14 protein-coding genes are annotated in these 17496 nt (G+C 71.0%); 11 read left to right on the top strand and 3 right to left on the bottom strand.

The window, feature by feature from the left end; genetic code table 11:
• Positions 1-174: 174 nt before the first annotated feature.
• Positions 175-3222: an excinuclease ABC subunit UvrA gene (uvrA, locus tag ACWDD7_RS15440; RefSeq protein ID WP_450457673.1), complete on the top strand. Its 3048-nt coding sequence runs from the start codon at positions 175-177 to the stop codon at positions 3220-3222.
• A 146-nt stretch (positions 3223-3368) separates the two neighbouring features.
• Here the strand turns inward: uvrA and ACWDD7_RS15435 are convergent, their stop codons facing one another.
• Together ACWDD7_RS15435 and ACWDD7_RS15430 are read right to left on the bottom strand one after the other, a co-directional pair.
• Positions 3369-4280, bottom strand: coding sequence for a carbohydrate kinase family protein (locus tag ACWDD7_RS15435; RefSeq protein WP_450457672.1), 912 nt, complete (start codon positions 4278-4280; stop codon positions 3369-3371).
• Complete coding sequence (locus tag ACWDD7_RS15430; protein ID WP_450457671.1) at positions 4277-5407, bottom strand: LacI family DNA-binding transcriptional regulator; 1131 nt, start codon at positions 5405-5407, stop codon at positions 4277-4279. The genes ACWDD7_RS15435 and ACWDD7_RS15430 overlap by 4 nt, the downstream gene beginning before the upstream one ends.
• 244 nt (positions 5408-5651) lie before the next feature.
• Between ACWDD7_RS15430 and ACWDD7_RS15425 the strand changes: the two genes are divergently transcribed.
• Positions 5652-6077, top strand: coding sequence for a Rieske (2Fe-2S) protein (locus tag ACWDD7_RS15425; protein ID WP_351876815.1), 426 nt, complete (start codon positions 5652-5654; stop codon positions 6075-6077).
• Positions 6078-6136: 59 nt separating this feature from the next.
• Here ACWDD7_RS15425 and ACWDD7_RS15420 read toward each other — a convergent pair whose 3' ends face one another.
• Positions 6137-7087 carry a hypothetical protein gene (locus tag ACWDD7_RS15420; RefSeq protein WP_450457670.1) on the bottom strand — a complete coding sequence of 317 codons (951 nt, stop codon included), beginning with the start codon at positions 7085-7087 and terminating at the stop codon, positions 6137-6139.
• Positions 7088-7433: 346 nt separating this feature from the next.
• On the opposite strand from ACWDD7_RS15420, the gene uvrC reads away from it, so the two are divergent.
• The 9 genes from uvrC to ACWDD7_RS15375 all read left to right on the top strand — a co-directional run bounded on the left by uvrC (position 7434) and on the right by ACWDD7_RS15375 (position 17419).
• Positions 7434-9752, top strand: coding sequence for an excinuclease ABC subunit UvrC (uvrC, locus tag ACWDD7_RS15415; RefSeq protein WP_450457669.1), 2319 nt, complete (start codon positions 7434-7436; stop codon positions 9750-9752).
• Positions 9749-10783: an RNase adapter RapZ gene (gene rapZ, locus ACWDD7_RS15410; RefSeq protein WP_392211341.1), complete on the top strand. Its 1035-nt coding sequence runs from the start codon at positions 9749-9751 to the stop codon at positions 10781-10783. The genes uvrC and rapZ overlap by 4 nt, the downstream gene beginning before the upstream one ends.
• Positions 10780-11871 carry a gluconeogenesis factor YvcK family protein gene (locus tag ACWDD7_RS15405; RefSeq protein ID WP_392211342.1) on the top strand — a complete coding sequence of 364 codons (1092 nt, stop codon included), beginning with the start codon at positions 10780-10782 and terminating at the stop codon, positions 11869-11871. The genes rapZ and ACWDD7_RS15405 overlap by 4 nt, the downstream gene beginning before the upstream one ends.
• Positions 11862-12851, top strand: coding sequence for a DNA-binding protein WhiA (whiA, locus tag ACWDD7_RS15400; protein ID WP_351876810.1), 990 nt, complete (start codon positions 11862-11864; stop codon positions 12849-12851). The genes ACWDD7_RS15405 and whiA overlap by 10 nt, the downstream gene beginning before the upstream one ends.
• Positions 12852-13368: 517 nt before the next feature.
• Positions 13369-14376: a type I glyceraldehyde-3-phosphate dehydrogenase gene (gene gap / locus ACWDD7_RS15395; RefSeq protein WP_351876809.1), complete on the top strand. Its 1008-nt coding sequence runs from the start codon at positions 13369-13371 to the stop codon at positions 14374-14376.
• Positions 14377-14521: 145 nt separating this feature from the next.
• Entirely contained in the window at positions 14522-15733 is a 1212-nt protein-coding gene (locus ACWDD7_RS15390) for a phosphoglycerate kinase (RefSeq protein WP_450457668.1), read from the top strand.
• 6 nt (positions 15734-15739) lie between these two features.
• The gene (tpiA, locus tag ACWDD7_RS15385) at positions 15740-16516 is read left to right on the top strand and encodes a triose-phosphate isomerase (RefSeq protein WP_351876807.1); all 777 of its coding nucleotides are present in this window, start codon (positions 15740-15742) and stop codon (positions 16514-16516) included.
• A 126-nt stretch (positions 16517-16642) separates the two neighbouring features.
• Entirely contained in the window at positions 16643-16873 is a 231-nt protein-coding gene (gene secG / locus ACWDD7_RS15380) for a preprotein translocase subunit SecG (protein ID WP_070028463.1), read from the top strand.
• 210 nt (positions 16874-17083) lie between these two features.
• Positions 17084-17419, top strand: coding sequence for an RNA polymerase-binding protein RbpA (locus tag ACWDD7_RS15375; protein ID WP_003957010.1), 336 nt, complete (start codon positions 17084-17086; stop codon positions 17417-17419).
• The last annotated feature ends 77 nt before the right edge of the window (positions 17420-17496 follow it).

The following is a 17496-nucleotide window of genomic DNA, read 5'->3' as shown; positions in this document are numbered from 1 at the left end:
TCCGTAAATCGAATGCGCGTGCTATATGGTCGAAGGCGGCGTCGGGCATGCTGGAAGGCCGGGGATTGTTATGCAACCGGGCAATCCGACCGGCGTTGTCAGTGGCTCCCCCTAGTCTGAAGAAGCACGGGGGCCCCGCCCCTGTCACTTCTCCCAAGAAAGGTGCGGACCGGCGTGGCCGACCGTCTCATCGTCCGTGGCGCGCGCGAGCACAACTTGAAGAATGTCTCGCTCGACCTGCCTCGTGACTCGCTCATCGTCTTCACGGGCCTGTCCGGGTCGGGCAAGTCCTCCCTGGCCTTCGACACGATCTTCGCCGAGGGCCAGCGGCGCTACGTGGAATCCCTGTCCTCGTACGCCCGGCAGTTCCTCGGCCAGATGGACAAGCCCGACGTCGACTTCATCGAGGGCCTGTCCCCGGCGGTCTCCATCGACCAGAAGTCGACCTCGCGCAACCCCCGCTCGACCGTCGGCACCATCACCGAGGTCTACGACTACCTGCGCCTGCTCTTCGCGCGCATCGGCAAGCCGCACTGCCCCGAGTGCCGCCGCCCGATCTCGCGCCAGTCGCCGCAGGCCATCGTGGACAAGGTCCTGGAGCTGCCGGAGGGGAGCCGCTTCCAGGTGCTGTCGCCGCTGGTGCGCGAGCGCAAGGGCGAGTTCGTCGACCTTTTCTCCGATCTTCAGACCAAGGGCTACTCCCGCGCACGCGTGGACGGCGAGACCATCCAGCTGTCCGAGCCGCCGGCCCTGAAGAAGCAGGAGAAGCACACCATCGAGGTGGTCGTGGACCGCCTGACGGTGAAGGACTCCGCCAAGCGCCGCCTCACCGACTCCGTCGAGACCGCCCTCGGCCTGTCCGGCGGCATGGTCGTGCTCGACTTCGTGGACCTCCCCGAGGGCGATCCCGAGCGCGAGCGCATGTACTCGGAGCACCTGTACTGCCCGTACGACGACCTGTCCTTCGAGGAACTGGAGCCGCGCTCCTTCTCGTTCAACTCGCCGTTCGGCGCCTGCCCCGAGTGCACCGGCATCGGCACCCGCATGGAGGTCGACCCCGAGCTGATCGTCCCGGACCCCGACAAGTCCCTGGACGAAGGCGCCATCCACCCCTGGTCGCACGGACACACCAAGGACTATTTCGGCCGCCTGATCGGCGCCCTCGCGGACGCGCTCGGCTTCCGTACGGACATCCCGTTCGCCGGCCTGCCGCAGCGAGCCAAGAAGGCCCTGCTCAACGGCCACAAGACCCAGATCGAGGTGCGCTACCGCAACCGGTACGGCCGCGAGCGCGTCTACACCACGCCCTTCGAGGGCGCGGTGCCCTTCGTCAAGCGCCGGCACAGCGAGGCCGAGAGCGACGCCAGCCGCGAGCGCTTCGAGGGCTACATGCGCGAGGTGCCCTGCCCCTCCTGCGAGGGCACCCGCCTCAAGCCGATCGTCCTCGCCGTCACCATCATGGAGAAGTCGATCGCCGAGGTCTCGGCGATGTCCATCAGCGACTGCGCCGAGTTCCTGGGCAAGCTGAAGCTGAACGCCCGCGACAAGAAGATCGCCGAACGCGTGCTGAAGGAGGTCAACGAGCGACTGCGCTTCCTGGTCGACGTCGGCCTGGACTACCTCTCGCTCAACCGCGCGGCCGGCACCCTCTCCGGCGGCGAGGCCCAGCGCATCCGCCTGGCCACCCAGATCGGCTCCGGCCTGGTCGGCGTTCTGTACGTGCTGGACGAGCCGTCCATCGGCCTGCACCAGCGCGACAACCACCGGCTGATCGAGACCCTGGTCCGGCTGCGCGACATGGGCAACACGCTCATCGTCGTGGAGCACGACGAGGACACCATCAAGGTCGCCGACTGGATCGTGGACATCGGCCCCGGCGCCGGTGAGCACGGGGGCAAGGTCGTGCACAGCGGCTCCCTGAAGGAACTGCTCGCCAACACCGAGTCGCAGACCGGTGCCTACCTGTCCGGGCGCAAGGCGATCCCGCTCCCGGACGTCCGGCGGCCCCACGACCCGTCCCGCCGGCTCACCGTGCACGGCGCCCGGGAGAACAACCTCCAGGACATCGACGTGTCCTTCCCGCTGGGCGTGTTCACGGCCGTCACGGGCGTCTCGGGCTCCGGCAAGTCCACCCTGGTCAACGACATCCTGTACACCCACCTGGCACGCGAGCTGAACGGCGCGCGCGCCGTCCCCGGCCGCCACACGCGCGTGGCGGGCGACGACCTGGTGGACAAGGTCGTACACGTCGACCAGTCGCCCATCGGCCGCACCCCGCGGTCCAACCCGGCGACCTACACCGGCGTCTTCGACCACGTCCGCCGTCTGTTCGCCGAGACCACCGAGGCCAAGGTCCGCGGCTACCTGCCCGGCCGCTTCTCCTTCAACGTCAAGGGCGGCCGCTGCGAGAACTGCGCGGGCGACGGCACCATCAAGATCGAGATGAACTTCCTCCCGGACGTCTACGTCCCGTGCGAGGTCTGCCACGGCGCCCGGTACAACCGGGAGACCCTGGAGGTCCACTACAAGGGCAAGTCCATCGCCGAGGTGCTGAACATGCCGATCGAGGAGGCCATGCACTTCTTCGAGGCGGTCCCGGCGATCTCCCGCCATCTGAAGACACTGCACGACGTGGGCCTCGGCTACGTCCGCCTCGGCCAGTCCGCCACCACCCTCTCCGGCGGCGAGGCGCAGCGCGTCAAGCTCGCCAGCGAACTGCAGAAGCGCTCCACCGGGCGCACGGTCTACGTGCTGGACGAACCGACCACCGGTCTGCACTTCGAGGACATCAGCAAGCTGCTGAAGGTGCTCGGCGGCCTGGTCGACAAGGGCAACACGGTCATCGTCATCGAGCACAACCTCGACGTGATCAAGACCGCCGACTGGCTCGTCGACATGGGCCCGGAAGGCGGCGCCGGCGGCGGCCTGGTGGTCGCCGAGGGCACGCCCGAGGAGGTCGCCGCGGTACCGGCCAGCCATACCGGCAAGTTCCTGCGCGAGATCCTCGGCGCCGACCGCGTCAGCGACGCGGAGACCGTGAAGGCGCCGCGCGCCAGGAAGACGGCGGCGGCCAGGACGGCGGCGAAGAAGACGGTGACGGCCAGGGCCGACGACACGGCGACCGAGAAGGCCGCCGCGGCCGCGAAGAAGACGGCCACGAGGAAGGCGGCCACGAAGAAGGCGACGCCCGCGAAGGAGACGACGCGGGCCGGCAAGGACTGACACCCGATCCGGAGCCCGTCAGGGCGATCGGTCCGAGACCTGACGTCGGATCAAAAGAGCGGCGCCCGCGGGAACTTCCCGCGGGCGCCGCTCGTTCCACCCGTAGCCACCCGCTCCTTGACAAGAGCAGAGAGAACGCGGACAGCTCACAGCCCGCCGAGCTCGTTCGCGTACGGCGGCTCCGCCCCCGCCCGTGAACAGGTGATCGCCGCCGCGCGCGCCGCGAAGCGCAACAGCCGCGCCCAGCCCTCCGTCCCGAGGGCGGCCAGCGCCTCTCGCGACAGCGCGTCCAGGACGGACAGACCGTGCAGCAGTGCCGCGTTCACCGTGTCACCGGCGCCGATGGTGTCCACGACATCGACCTTCTCCCCGGGCACCGAGCACTCCCCGCCGTCCCGGGTGTACACGGTCAGGCCCTCACCGCCCCGGGTCACCACCGCGGCCGACGGCCCCTCGGCCAGCCACTCGCGCGGCGTCCCGCCCAGCCAGGCCGCGTCCTCCGCGGACACCTTCAGCAGCGTCACCGAGGGCAGCCAGCCCGCGAAACGCTTCCGGTAGGCGTCCGCGTCCGGGATCAGCCCCGCCCGGATATTGGGGTCGAGCGCCGTGAACAGCCCCTGCCCGGCCGCCCTGCGCATCAGCTCCTCATAGGCGCTCGCCCCCGGTTCCAGGACGAGCGAGAGGGTGCCGAAGGACACCGCGCGGGTGCCCGCGGGGAGCGAGGCGGGCGCGGTGAAGAGACGGTCCGCGGTGCCGTCGACATAGAAGGAGTACGACGCAGAGCCGCCGCCGTCGATCGTGGCCGCCGCGAGGGTCGTCGGCTCCGGCCCGCGTTGTACGCCCGAGACCTCGACCCCGGCCCGCCGCAGCCCGTCGAGCAGCGCCTCGCCGAAGGCGTCGTACGACGTCCGGGAGCAGAAGGCGGTGGGGGAGCCGAGCCGGCCGAGTGCCAGGGCGGTGTTGTACGGGCCGCCGCCGGGCGCCGGCTTCAGGGCCGCGAGGGCGCCGGGGCCCTGCGGTACCAGGTCGATCAGTGCCTCACCGGCGACGACGATCACGAGGCGGTTCCCTTCTCGGAAAGCAGCTCGGGCGGGGACTCGGACAGGACGGGCGAGACGGTGCGCGCGGCTGCTTCGGGCCGCTCGGGTTGCTCCGGGCAGCCGCAGGACGTGCGGTGGACGAACGCGCAGGGCAGGCGCACGGTCCGGGGCGGTCGGTCCGGCTCGGCCAGGCGTTCGAGGAGCAGTCGTACGGCCTGGGCACCCAGTTCCCTGCTGGGCTGGGCGAAGGCGGTGAGCCGGGGCGAGAAGAGGTCGGCCCAGGGGAAGTCGTCGAAACAGCACAGGGCGATGTCCCCGGGCACGGACAGGCCGTGTCGGTGCAGGGCGCGCAGGGCGCCGAGGGTCATCGCGTTGTTGGCGGTGACGAGCGCGGTGGGCGGCTCGGGCAGGGCGAGCAGGGCGGCGGTGGCCCGCTCGGCGCCGGCGGACTCGGAGTTGCCGGACACCAGGAGACGCTCGTCGTGCGCCAAGCCCGCGGCGGCGAGGCCGTCCCGATAGCCCGCGACGCGCTCACGGGTCGTGCTGAGCCCCGGCAGACCCGCGACCATACCGATCCTGCGGTGCCCCAGCCCGGCGAGATGGGCGACGAGACGGGCCGTCGGCGCGGCATTCTCCGCACCGACCTGGTCGAAGCGCGGGACGCCCTCGGCAGGAGCGGTGTCACCGGCCCCGGGCGGGTCGATCATCCGGTCCAGGAACACGGTCGGTACGGCGTGACGGCCGAGGTAGCCGACCAGTTCGCCCGGCTGCGCGGACGGTGCGGCGATCACGCCGTCCACCCGGCGCTCGTGGAGGAGCTGTACGACCTTGCGCTCGTGCAGGGGGTCGTCGTGCGGGTCGGCCAGGAGCAGGCCGTAGCCGGCCTCCAGCGCGGCGGCCTCGATGCCCTGGAGGATCTCGGTGAAGTACGGGTTGCTGATCGCCGACACCGCGAGCCCGATGGAGCGGGTGCGGGCGGTCACCAGGGAGCGGGCCAGGGTGTTCGGCGTGTAGCCGAGGGCGTCCACGGCGTCCAGGACGGCCTGCCGGGTGCCGGGCGACACCGGGCGGGTGCCGTTGAGGACGTGGGAGACGGTCGCCACGGAGACTCCGGCGCTCCGCGCCACGTCCGCCATGGTGGCCATCGTGTTCCCCTCCCCGCCGCCCACCGGACGGGCGCCTTCGGCCGGGAAGCTACCCCATCGGCCGCCCCCGCGTAAACGCTTGCGCAAGCGTTTACGCGCTCGATCCCGCCGCACCGGATGCCTTTGACCGCCCGCCGTCGCAGGTGCCGCACCCCACCCCTCGTAGCACCGCACCCCGCCCCCGGGCCGGGCCTTCTGCCCCGGTATCGTCGCCCCGTACACCCCTTGACCAGTGGAGTTCGAGATGCCCGAGCGTTCTTCCGCGAGCCGTCGTACCGTCCTTCGAGGGGCCGCCGTGGTCCCGGTCGCCGGGCTCGGCCTGGCCGCGTGCTCCGCACCGGCGAACAACGCGACCGCCGCCAGCCCGACCGCGCCGGTGGACCTCGGCGCCGAGAGCGAGGTCGCCAAGGGCGCTGCCAAGCTCTACAAGGACCACAATGTGGTGGTCAGCCGGGACCGGAGCGGCGCGCTGAAGGCCTACAGCACGGTGTGCACGCACGCCGGCTGCCCGATCAACAAGCTCCAGGGCACGACCCTGATCTGCCCCTGCCACGGCAGCGAGTTCGACGCCGTGACCGGCAAGGTGGTCCAGTCGCCCGCCACCGTGCCGCTGACGCAGCTGTCGGTGAAGACGGAGAACGGCAGGATCGTCGCGGGCCCGGCGGCCTGATTCCCGACCGGCGCGGCCCCGCTTCTCCGGCCGGGTCGACCGGTGGGGGCACGGCCCGTTCACTCGGGCCAGTCCCAGGCGATGCCCACGACGCCCGGCCGGATGCGGGGCTCGACCAGGTGGACGCAGTGGTGCGGCCCGGTGGCGGACAGTTCCTGCCGGGCGCTGCGGGGGGCCGCGGGGGAGTGCTGGGTGAGGCGTCGGCAGCGCACGGGCAGCGCGGCCGGGTCGAAGCGCACCTGGAGCGCGTACTGGCCGCCGGGCACCTCGAACCGGTGCAGATACGCGTGGGCGGCCTCGGCCGTGCCCTCCTCGACGGCGTACCGGAAGAGGAAGGTGTCGCCGACGCGCAGCCGGGTGTCGAAGAGCAGTTCGGCCACCAGCACCCCGGTCTCCCGGTCCCGGCGGACGCGGCCGGTGCGGCAGTTCTCCAGGCCCCGCACCCTCGTCTCGTGCGGGGCGCCGCCGGGCTCGCCCTGGTGGACGGCCAGGAAGCCGTCGACGCCGTCGCGGTGGGCGCGCACGATGTGATGGGCCTCGCGGGCCGCCAGCTCGCGTCGGGCACCGATCCGCACGCACTCGTGGTGGCCCAGCGTGTGCAGCCCGCTGTCGGCCGGCCGGCCCAGCCCGGCCCGGAGGCGGTCCAGCACGGCCGAGCCCTCGACCAGGGAGCGGTACGAGCGCCCCGCCGAGGAGTCCGCCTCCCCGCGCCGGCCGGGCTCGGCGAGCAGCCGGATCAGGGACTCGTCCGGCAGTCGGAGGATCTCCTCCAGGGCGCGGACCGCGCGCAGCGACTCCGGGCGCTGGGGGCGGCGGGCGCCCTGCTGCCAGTAACTCAGACTGGTCACACCGACTTTGACACCGTGGCGTGACAGATGGTGCTGGACGCGCTGGAGCGGCAGGCCGCGCGCGGCGATCGCGGCGCGCAGCGCCACGTGGAAGGGGCCGCCCCGCAGGGCCGTGTCCAGTTCCCCGGTGGGGAGGTCCTGGTGCTCTAGGGCATGCCGCATGCCGAGGGGCCTTTCTGTCGGTGTCACTACGGCTGGTCAGACCGTCTGCGCGGGTGTGCGGGGCCACCCCCGTGGCGTCGTCGACGACGTGTGGCTGCGCGCGCCGCGCCCCTGCCTGCGCGTGCCGGCCCCGAGTTCCCCCGCATTGAAGCGTGTTGACCAGAACCCGACAACACCTTGCGGTCGTCCGTCCCGTACGACTGGCCGGACCGTGCCCTTCACCGGTCGGCCGGCAGCGGCGGGCCGGGCCCGCACCGGTCCGTGCGAGTGCCGTTCGACGATCTACGTGGCCGGGGTCGTCCACAGGCCCGACGTGGTGTCGGCGCTCGCCAGTAGGGTGTGAGACATGGCCGATCCCTCCAGCTACCGCCCCAGGCCGGGTGAGATCCCGGACACTCCCGGGGTGTACAGGTTCCGTGACGAGCACCGCCGGGTGATCTACGTCGGAAAGGCGAAAAGCCTGCGCCAGCGCCTGGCGAACTACTTCCAGGACCTGGCGAACCTGCACCCGCGCACCCGGACGATGGTGACCACCGCCGCGTCCGTGGAGTGGACCGTGGTGTCCACGGAGGTCGAGGCGCTGCAGCTGGAGTACTCCTGGATCAAGGAGTTCGACCCCCGGTTCAACGTCAAGTACCGCGACGACAAGAGCTACCCGTACCTCGCGGTGACGATGAACGAGGAGTTCCCGCGCGTCCAGGTGATGCGCGGTCACAAGAAGAAGGGCGTGCGGTACTTCGGGCCGTACGGACACGCGTGGGCCATCCGGGACACCGTCGACCTGCTGCTGCGGGTCTTCCCGGTGCGCACGTGCTCGGCGGGCGTGTTCAAGAACGCCGCCCGCACCGGCCGCCCCTGCCTGCTCGGCTACATCGGCAAGTGCTCCGCCCCCTGCGTCGGCCGGATCAGCCCCGAGGACCACCGGGACCTGGCCGACGAGTTCTGCGACTTCATGGCCGGCCGCACCGGCACCTACCTCCGCCGCCTGGAGAAGCGGATGATGGAGGCGGCGGAGGAGATGGAGTACGAACGGGCGGCCCGGCTGCGCGACGACATCGGGGCCCTGAAGAAGGCCATGGAGAAGAGCGCGGTCGTGCTCGCCGACGCGACCGACGCCGACCTCATCGCTGTCGCCGAGGACGAGCTGGAGGCGGCCGTGCAGATCTTCCACGTGCGCGGCGGCCGGGTGCGCGGCCAGCGCGGCTGGGTGACCGACAAGGTCGAGGAGATCACCACCGGCGCGCTGGTCGAGCACGCCCTGCAACAGCTGTACGGCGAGGAGACCGGGGACGCGGTGCCCAAGGAGGTCCTGGTCCCGGCCCTGCCCGAGCCGGTCGAGCCGGTCCAGGAGTGGCTGACCGGCCGCCGCGGGTCGTACGTGTCCTTGCGCATCCCGCAGCGCGGCGACAAGAAGGCGCTCATGGAGACCGTGCAGCGCAACGCCCAGCAGGCGCTCGCCCTGCACAAGACCAAGCGCGCCTCCGACCTCACGACCCGTTCGCGCGCCCTGGAGGAGATCGCCGACGCCCTCGACCTGGACAGCGCCCCGCTGCGCATCGAGTGCTACGACATCTCGCACCTCCAGGGGGACGACGTGGTGGCCTCCATGGTCGTCTTCGAGGACGGCCTCCAGCGCAAGAGCGAGTACCGCCGCTTCCAGATCAAGGGCTTCGCCGGCCAGGACGACGTCCGCTCCATGCACGAGGTGATCAGCCGCCGCTTCAAGCGGTACCTCGCGGAGAAGGAGCGGACCGGCGAGTGGGCCGACGGCGAGGAGCCGGGCACCGACGGTGGGGCCGTGCCGGCGGACACCGGGGCCGTGTCTGCCGACGCCGGGGCCCTGTCCGCGGACCCCGAGGCCGCGCCTGCCGACACCGGAGCCACGCCCACGGGCACCGCCACCGAATCCACCGCTCCCGCCGACACGGTGACCGGCGCCTCCGCCGACACGCTGACCGGCGCCTCCGCCGCCAGGGAATCCGGCCCCCTCCCCACCATGGGCCCCGCCGCCCTCACCCCCAGCGCGCTCGGCGGCCCCATCGCCACCCCTGTCGACGGCGCCCTCAAGGACGACGACGGACGTCCCCGGAAGTTCGCCTATCCGCCCCAGCTGGTCGTGGTCGACGGCGGACAGCCGCAGGTCGCGGCGGCCCGGCGGGCGCTGGACGAACTGGGCATCGACGACATCGCGGTGTGCGGCCTGGCCAAGCGACTCGAAGAGGTCTGGCTGCCCGGCGAGGACGACCCCGTGGTGCTGCCCCGCACCAGCGAGGGCCTGTATCTGCTCCAGCGCGTCCGGGACGAGGCCCACCGGTTCGCCATCACCTACCAGCGCACCAAGCGCGCCAAGCGCTTCCGCGCCGGCCCCCTGGACGACGTCCCCGGCCTCGGCGAGACCAGGAAACAGGCGCTCATCAAGCATTTCGGCTCGGTGAAGCGGCTGCGGTCCGCCACAATCGAGCAGATCCAGGAGGTGCCCGGGATAGGCCGGAAGACGGCCGAGACCATCGCCGCGGCCCTCGCCCAGGCGGCCCCGGCCGCACCCGCCGTGAACACGGCGACCGGAGAGATCATGGAAGACGAGGAACCCGAGACGACGGCGGGTTCCTCGGGGGTGCCCGCGACCGCGGGCCCCCCGGACGAACGACGGGGGCAGGAGACATGACCGAGCACGACGCACAGCCCGCACAGCGCCGAGATCAGGCGCATGCCGACCCGGGCGAGCACGCCCTGCCGCCCACCGGCCAGGAGACCGGCCAGGCCGGCCAGGACACGGGCGACGACAACGGAGCACAGGTGAGTTCGGGCAGCGAGGCACCCGGGGTCCCCGAAGCGGCGATCCCCGAGCTGGTGATCATCTCCGGCATGTCCGGAGCGGGCCGCTCGACGGCCGCGAAGTGTCTGGAGGACCTCGGCTGGTTCGTCGTGGACAACCTGCCGCCCGCGCTCATCCCCACCATGGTGGAGCTGGGCGCCCGTTCCCAGGGGAACGTGGCGCGGATCGCGGTGGTCGTGGACGTCCGCGGCCGGCGCTTCTTCGACAACCTGCGCGAGTCCCTGGCGGACCTGGAGGCCAAGCACGTCACCCGGCGGATCGTCTTCCTGGAGTCCTCGGACGAGGCCCTGGTGCGCCGCTTCGAGTCGGTGCGCCGCCCGCACCCCCTCCAGGGCGACGGCCGCATCGTGGACGGCATCGCCGCCGAGCGGGAACTGCTGCGCGAACTGCGCGGCGACGCCGACCTGGTGATCGACACCTCCAGCCTGAACGTGCACGAGCTGCGCGCCAAGATGGACGCCCAGTTCGCCGGCGAGGAGGAGCCCGAGCTGCGGGCCACCGTGATGTCCTTCGGCTTCAAGTACGGCCTCCCGGTCGACGCCGATCTCGTCGCGGACATGCGGTTCCTGCCCAACCCGCACTGGGTCCCGGAGCTGCGCCCCTTCACGGGCCTGAACGAGGAGGTCGCCGCCTATGTCTTCAACCAGCCCGGCGCCAAGGAGTTCCTGGACCGCTACGCGGAGCTGCTGCGGCTCGTCGCGGCCGGCTACCGGCGCGAGGGCAAGCGCTACGTGACCATCGCGATCGGCTGCACCGGGGGCAAGCACCGTTCGGTCGCGATGTCGGAGAAGCTCGCCGCGCGCCTCGCGGCCGAGGGCGTGGAGACGGTGGTCGTACACCGGGACATGGGACGGGAATGACGGAACGTACACCGCGGCTGGGCAGGCTGCGCCGGATGGTGCCGGAGGGGCGTTCCGGCCGCTCCGCCGTGACGCGCGCCGGCCGCCCGGCCGAGGCCCGCGGGGGCCGGCCCCGCCGCCGGGGGGCGCAGCCCAAGGTGGTCGCGCTCGGCGGCGGCATGGGCCTGTCGGCCTCGCTCGCCGCGCTGCGCCGGATCACCGGCGATCTCACCGCGGTCGTCACGGTGGCCGACGACGGTGGCTCCAGCGGACGGCTGCGCGACGAGCTGGGCGTGCTGCCGCCCGGCGATCTGCGCAAGGCGCTGGCCGCGCTGTGCGGGGACGACGACTGGGGCCAGACCTGGGCCCGTGTCATCCAGCACCGCTTCCACTCCCAGGGCGACCTGCACGACCACGCGGTCGGCAACCTTCTGATCGTCGCCCTGTGGGAGCAGCTCGGCGACCATGTCCAGGCCCTGGACCTGGTCGGCAAGCTGCTCGGCGCGCACGGGCGGGTGCTGCCCATGTCCGCCGTGCCGCTGGAACTCCAGGCCCTGGTCAAGGGCCACGATCCGGAGCACCCGGAGGACGTGGACACGGTGCGCGGGCAGGCGACCGTGGCGCTGACGCCGGGCGAGGTGCAGTCCGTGCACCTGGTGCCGAACGACCCGCCGGCCGTCCCGGAGGCCCTCGCGGCGGTCCTGGACGCGGACTGGGTGGTACTCGGTCCCGGCTCCTGGTTCTCCTCGGTGATCCCGCACCTGCTGGTGCCCGAACTGCTGGACGCCCTCACCGAGACCAAGGCGCGCAAGGTCCTGTCCCTGAACCTCGCCCCGCAGCCGGGGGAAACAGACGGCTTCTCCCCGCAGCGTCATTTGGAGGTTTTGGGGCGACACGCCCCTAAACTCGCCCTGGACGTGGTGCTGGCCGACGAGGCCGCCGTGCCCGACCGCGACTCGCTCACCGAGGCCGCCAAGCGGCTGGGAGCCGCGGTCGAGCTGGCCCCGGTGGCCCGGACCGACGGAACACCCCGGCACGACCCGGAGCTGTTGGCCGCCGCGTACGACCGTATTTTTCGGATGCATGGAAGGATCGGCCCATGGCGATGACGGCAGCGGTGAAGGACGAGATCTCCCGGCTCCCCGTCACCCGGACCTGCTGCAGGAAGGCGGAGGTCTCCGCCATCCTGCGGTTCGCCGGCGGCCTGCACCTGGTGAGCGGGCGCATCGTGATCGAGGCGGAGCTGGACACGGCGATGGCGGCCCGCCGCCTCAAGCGGGACATCCTGGAGATCTTCGGGCACAGTTCCGAGCTGATCGTGATGGCGCCCGGCGGACTGCGCCGAGGCTCGCGCTACGTCGTCCGGGTCGTCGCGGGCGGGGACCAGCTCGCCCGGCAGACGGGCCTGGTCGACGGCCGGGGCCGGCCGATCCGCGGACTGCCCCCGCAGGTGGTCTCCGGGGCCACGTGCGACGCGGAGGCGGCCTGGCGCGGGGCGTTCCTCGCGCACGGCTCGCTGACCGAGCCCGGCCGTTCCTCCTCCCTGGAGGTGACCTGCCCGGGTCCGGAGGCCGCGCTGGCGCTGGTCGGCGCCGCCCGTCGGCTGTCGATCGCCGCCAAGGCCCGCGAGGTGCGTGGCGTGGACCGGGTGGTCGTCCGGGACGGCGACGCGATCGGCGCGCTGCTGACCCGGCTCGGCGCGCACGAGTCGGTGCTGGCCTGGGAGGAACGCCGGATGCGCCGCGAGGTGCGGGCCACGGCCAACCGGCTCGCCAACTTCGACGACGCCAACCTGCGGCGCTCGGCCCGTGCGGCGGTGGCCGCCGGGGCGCGGGTGCAGCGCGCACTGGAGATCCTCGGTGAGGAGGTGCCCGAACACCTCGCCGCGGCCGGGCGGCTGCGCATGGAGCACAAGCAGGCCTCGCTGGAGGAGCTGGGCGCGCTCGCCGACCCGCCGCTGACGAAGGACGCGGTGGCGGGCCGGATCCGCCGGCTGCTGGCCATGGCCGACAAGCGCGCCTCCGATCTGGGCATCCCGGGCACGGAGGCCAACCTGACGGAGGAACTGGCGGACAACCTGGTCGGCTGACCGGTCCCACGCCGACACGCCGGTGCCGGCCCCCACCTGAGGGGGCTCGGCACCGGCTTTCGTGTATCCGCGTCCGGATAGTCCTTCTCGCGATCCCGAAAATGCCGGGCTGCCAAAAAAAAATCGAGCCACCCGCAGAAAAAAAAGAAGCGATCCGTGTCGCGCCACCGAAACACCGGCCGCCCAAAACCGTCGATTCACGACCCCTTTACCACAGGTGAGCGGAGCACCCATCAACGGTGCGGAATCGGGGTAGGTAACAGGTGAGCCAACCCGCTCACGAACGAGTGACATCGACGTCAACAAGGGGCGACATTAGATAGCAAAAACGGGTGAATCCATTGCCGATCCGAGACGGTCCGTACCTCTACTGACAGGTACGAAACACCTGCCCATGTATGCGCCATCTCGATGTCACCGAGGGGCCCTCAGAGAGGTAGGGTCGGTGGTGGTCGGGGACATCCCAAACAGAGCTCGCCGGCTCGCATGGCCGGCGTACCAACGAGGAGATCGGTTCGTGACGATCCGCGTAGGCATCAACGGCTTCGGCCGCATCGGTCGTAACTACTTCCGCGCACTGCTGGAGCAGGGTGCGGACATCGAGGTTGTGGCTGTCAACGACCTGGGTGACACGGCCACCACGGCCCACCTGCTCAAGTACGACACGATCCTGGGTCGCCTCAAGCAGGAGGTCTCCCACACCGCCGACACGATCACCGTCGACGGCCACACCATCAAGGTGCTGTCCGAGCGCAACCCGGCCGACATCCCCTGGGGCGAGCTGGGCGTCGACATCGTCATCGAGTCGACCGGCATCTTCACCAAGCGCGAGGACGCCGCCAAGCACCTGGCCGGCGGCGCCAAGAAGGTCCTCATCTCGGCTCCGGCCAAGGACGAGGACATCACCATCGTGATGGGCGTCAACCAGGACAAGTACGACGCGGCGAACCACCACGTCATCTCGAACGCCTCCTGCACCACCAACTGCGTGGCCCCGATGGCGAAGGTCCTGGACGAGAACTTCGGCATCGTCAAGGGTCTGATGACCACGGTGCACGCGTACACCAACGACCAGCGCATCCTGGACTTCCCGCACAAGGACCTGCGTCGCGCCCGCGCCGCCGCCGAGAACATCATCCCGACCACCACCGGTGCCGCCAAGGCCACCGCCCTGGTCCTGCCGCAGCTCAAGGGCAAGCTGGACGGCATCGCCATGCGCGTCCCGGTCCCGACCGGCTCCGTCACCGACCTCGTGGTCGAGCTCAGCCGCGAGGTCACCAAGGAAGAGGTCAACGCCGCCTTCCAGAAGGCCGCCGAGGGCGAGCTCAAGGGCCTCCTCGACTACACCGAGGACCCGATCGTCTCCTCGGACATCGTCAACGCCCCGGCGTCCTGCACCTTCGACTCCTCCCTGACCATGGTCCAGGAGGGCAAGAACGTGAAGGTCATCGGCTGGTACGACAACGAGTGGGGCTACTCCAACCGTCTCGTGGACCTCACGGTCTTCGTCGGCAACCAGCTCTGATCGCCGAAGACCGCAGCAGCACGACCGTGACATGAGAGCAGGGCTCGGCCGGCGCACCGGAGCGCCGACCGGGCCCTGTCTCGCGCACGGACCACGTCCTCATACGATCAAGGTGCACCACGAGCCCTCCTCAGGAGTCCACTCAATGAAGACGATCGACGAACTTCTCGCCGACGGCGTAAGCGGCAAGCGGGTCTTCGTCCGCGCCGACCTCAATGTGCCGCTGGCCGGCGGGACGATCACCGACGACGGCCGCATCCGCGCCGTACTGCCCACCGTCAAGGCCCTCGCGGAGGCGGGCGCCAAGGTGATCGTCGCCTCGCACCTGGGCCGCCCCAAGGGCGCCCCGGACCCCGCTTTCTCGCTGCTGCCCGCCGCCGAGCGCCTCGGTGAACTGCTCGGCGCCCCGGTCGCCTTCGCCCAGGACACCGTCGGCCCCGCCGCCCACGACGCCGTCGACGGCCTCCAGCCCGGCCAGGTCGCCGTCATCGAGAACCTGCGCTTCAACCCCGGAGAGACGTCCAAGGACGACGCCGAGCGCGGCGAGTTCGCCGACCGGCTGGCCGCCCTCGCCGATGTCTACGTCGGCGACGGCTTCGGGGCCGTGCACCGCAAGCACGCCTCCGTCTACGACCTCCCGGCCCGGCTGCCGCACTACGCCGGCCACCTCATCGCCACCGAGGTCGGTGTCCTGAAGAGGCTCACCGAGGACGTCGAGCGCCCCTACGTCGTGGCGCTCGGCGGTTCCAAGGTCTCCGACAAGCTCGCCGTCATCGACCAGCTGCTCGGCAAGGCCGACCGGCTGCTCATCGGCGGCGGGATGCTCTTCACCTTCCTCAAGGCCCGGGGCTACGAGGTCGGCAGCTCCCTCCTCCAGGAGGACCAGATCCCGGCCGTCACCGAGTACATGGAGCGCGCCGAGAAGCTGGGCGTGGAACTGCTGCTCCCCGTCGACGTCCTGGTCTCCGCGGAGTTCCCGGACCTGAAGACCAAGGCGCCGAGCCAGTACGAGACGGTCGACGCGGACAAGATCCCCGCCGGCCGGCTGGGCCTGGACATCGGCCCGAAGACCCGGGCGCTGTACGCCTCGAAGCTCGCCGACGCCAGGACCGTCTTCTGGAACGGCCCCATGGGCGTCTTCGAGCACCCCGACTACGCCGAGGGCACCAAGGCGGTCGCCCAGGCGCTCGTAGACTCGAACGGTTTCACCGTTGTCGGCGGCGGTGACTCCGCCGCGGCCGTGCGCACGCTCGGCTTCGACGAGAACGCGTTCGGCCACATCTCGACCGGCGGCGGCGCCTCCCTCGAATACCTTGAGGGCAAGACGCTTCCCGGTCTCGCCGCACTGGAGGACTGAACCCGTATGACCACCCGCACGCCGCTGATGGCGGGCAACTGGAAGATGAACCTCAACCACCTTGAGGCCATCGCGCACGTCCAGAAGCTCGCCTTCGCCCTGGCCGACAAGGACTACGAGGCCGTCGAGGTCGCCGTCCTGCCGCCCTTCACCGACCTGCGCTCCGTCCAGACCCTGGTCGACGGCGACAAGCTCAAGATCAAGTACGGCGCCCAGGACATCTCGCAGCACGACTCCGGTGCCTACACCGGCGAGATCTCCGGCCCGATGCTGGCCAAGCTGAAGTGCGCCTACGTGGTCATCGGCCACTCCGAGCGCCGTCAGTACCACCAGGAGACCGACGACATCGTCAACGCCAAGGTGAAGGCCGCCTACAAGCACGGCCTGACCCCGATCCTGTGCGTCGGCGAGGAGCTGGACGTCCGCGAGGCGGGCAACCACGTCAGCCACACCCTCACCCAGGTCGAGGGCGGCCTCAAGGACCTCCCGGCCGAGCAGGCCGAGACCCTCGTGATCGCCTACGAGCCGGTGTGGGCCATTGGCACCGGCAAGGTCTGCGGCGCCGACGACGCCCAGGAGGTCTGCGCCGCCATCCGCGCCAAGGTCGCCGAGCTGTACTCCCAGGACGTGGCCGACAAGGTCCGCATCCAGTACGGCGGCTCCGTGAAGTCGGGCAATGTCGCCGAGATCATGGCCAAGGCCGACATCGACGGCGCCCTGGTCGGCGGTGCCTCGCTGGACACCGACGAGTTCGTCAAGATCGTGCGCTTCCGCGATCAGTGACGGAGCGGCGACGCCCGTCCATGAGTAGGCGGTAGCCGCGATACGTCGTACTCTTGCGGGGGCATGGCCCAGGTGCCGTGCCCCCGTCGTCCATCCGAATCCGAGGAAGTTGGTCCAGCCGTGGTTTTGGGGTTCTCGATCGCCCTGATCGTCTTCAGCCTGCTGCTGATGCTGCTGGTGCTGATGCACAAGGGAAAGGGCGGCGGCCTCTCCGACATGTTCGGTGGCGGCATGCAGTCCTCCGTCGGCGGCTCCTCGGTCGCCGAGCGCAACCTCGACCGGATCACCGTCGTGATCGGTGTGCTGTGGCTCGCGTGCATCGTGGTCCTCGGCATCCTGATGAAGACGAACAGCTGATCCCGGCCTTTCAGGCATATACATTCCGTACGTTGAGCCCCGTGTCCGGTACGCGCTCCCGAGCGCGGCCTATCATGGGGCTTGCGTCTGGGTGCGGGGACGGTAACTCCCATCACTGGACGCGCGTTGGGCCTTACGTAGACTGAGGCGCTCGCAGCGAAGCGGTACGCCGACTCGCTTCGCGGCACCATCACGCAGGGAGTTACGACCGTGGCAAGTGGCAACGCGATCCGAGGAAGCCGGGTCGGGGCGGGGCCGATGGGCGAGGCCGAGCGCGGCGAGTCCGCACCGCGGCTGCGCATCTCCTTCTGGTGCTCCAACGGGCACGAGACGCAGCCGAGCTTCGCCAGCGACGCACAGGTCCCCGACACCTGGGACTGCCCGCGCTGCGGCTTTCCGGCCGGCCAGGACCGGGACAACCCGCCGGACCCGCCGCGCACCGAGCCGTACAAGACGCACCTCGCCTATGTGCGGGAGCGGCGCAGCGACGCGGACGGCGAGGCGATCCTCGCCGAGGCACTCGCCAAACTGCGCGGCGAGATCTAGACGTTGAGGTCCGGCCGGGCACCCGCGGGTGCAGGAAGTCCCGCAGCCCCACCTCGACCCCCAACTCCCTTCTGAGC

It is taken from the genome of Streptomyces sp. NPDC001056 (assembly GCF_053598955.1).
The sequence above is the reverse complement of the archived record's forward strand: the minus strand, read 5'-3'. Positions and strand labels throughout refer to the sequence as shown.

Coding starts and splice junctions, on each gene's coding strand:
- whiA (WP_351876810.1), top strand. CDS start 11,862: ATGGCGATGACGGCAGCGGTGAAGGACGAGATCTCCCGGCTCCCCGTC.
- ACWDD7_RS15430 (WP_450457671.1), bottom strand. CDS start 5,407: ATGGCCACCATGGCGGACGTGGCGCGGAGCGCCGGAGTCTCCGTGGCG.
- uvrC (WP_450457669.1), top strand. CDS start 7,434: ATGGCCGATCCCTCCAGCTACCGCCCCAGGCCGGGTGAGATCCCGGAC.
- rapZ (WP_392211341.1), top strand. CDS start 9,749: ATGACCGAGCACGACGCACAGCCCGCACAGCGCCGAGATCAGGCGCAT.
- tpiA (WP_351876807.1), top strand. CDS start 15,740: ATGACCACCCGCACGCCGCTGATGGCGGGCAACTGGAAGATGAACCTC.
- ACWDD7_RS15425 (WP_351876815.1), top strand. CDS start 5,652: ATGCCCGAGCGTTCTTCCGCGAGCCGTCGTACCGTCCTTCGAGGGGCC.
- ACWDD7_RS15420 (WP_450457670.1), bottom strand. CDS start 7,087: ATGCGGCATGCCCTAGAGCACCAGGACCTCCCCACCGGGGAACTGGAC.
- ACWDD7_RS15405 (WP_392211342.1), top strand. CDS start 10,780: ATGACGGAACGTACACCGCGGCTGGGCAGGCTGCGCCGGATGGTGCCG.
- ACWDD7_RS15390 (WP_450457668.1), top strand. CDS start 14,522: ATGAAGACGATCGACGAACTTCTCGCCGACGGCGTAAGCGGCAAGCGG.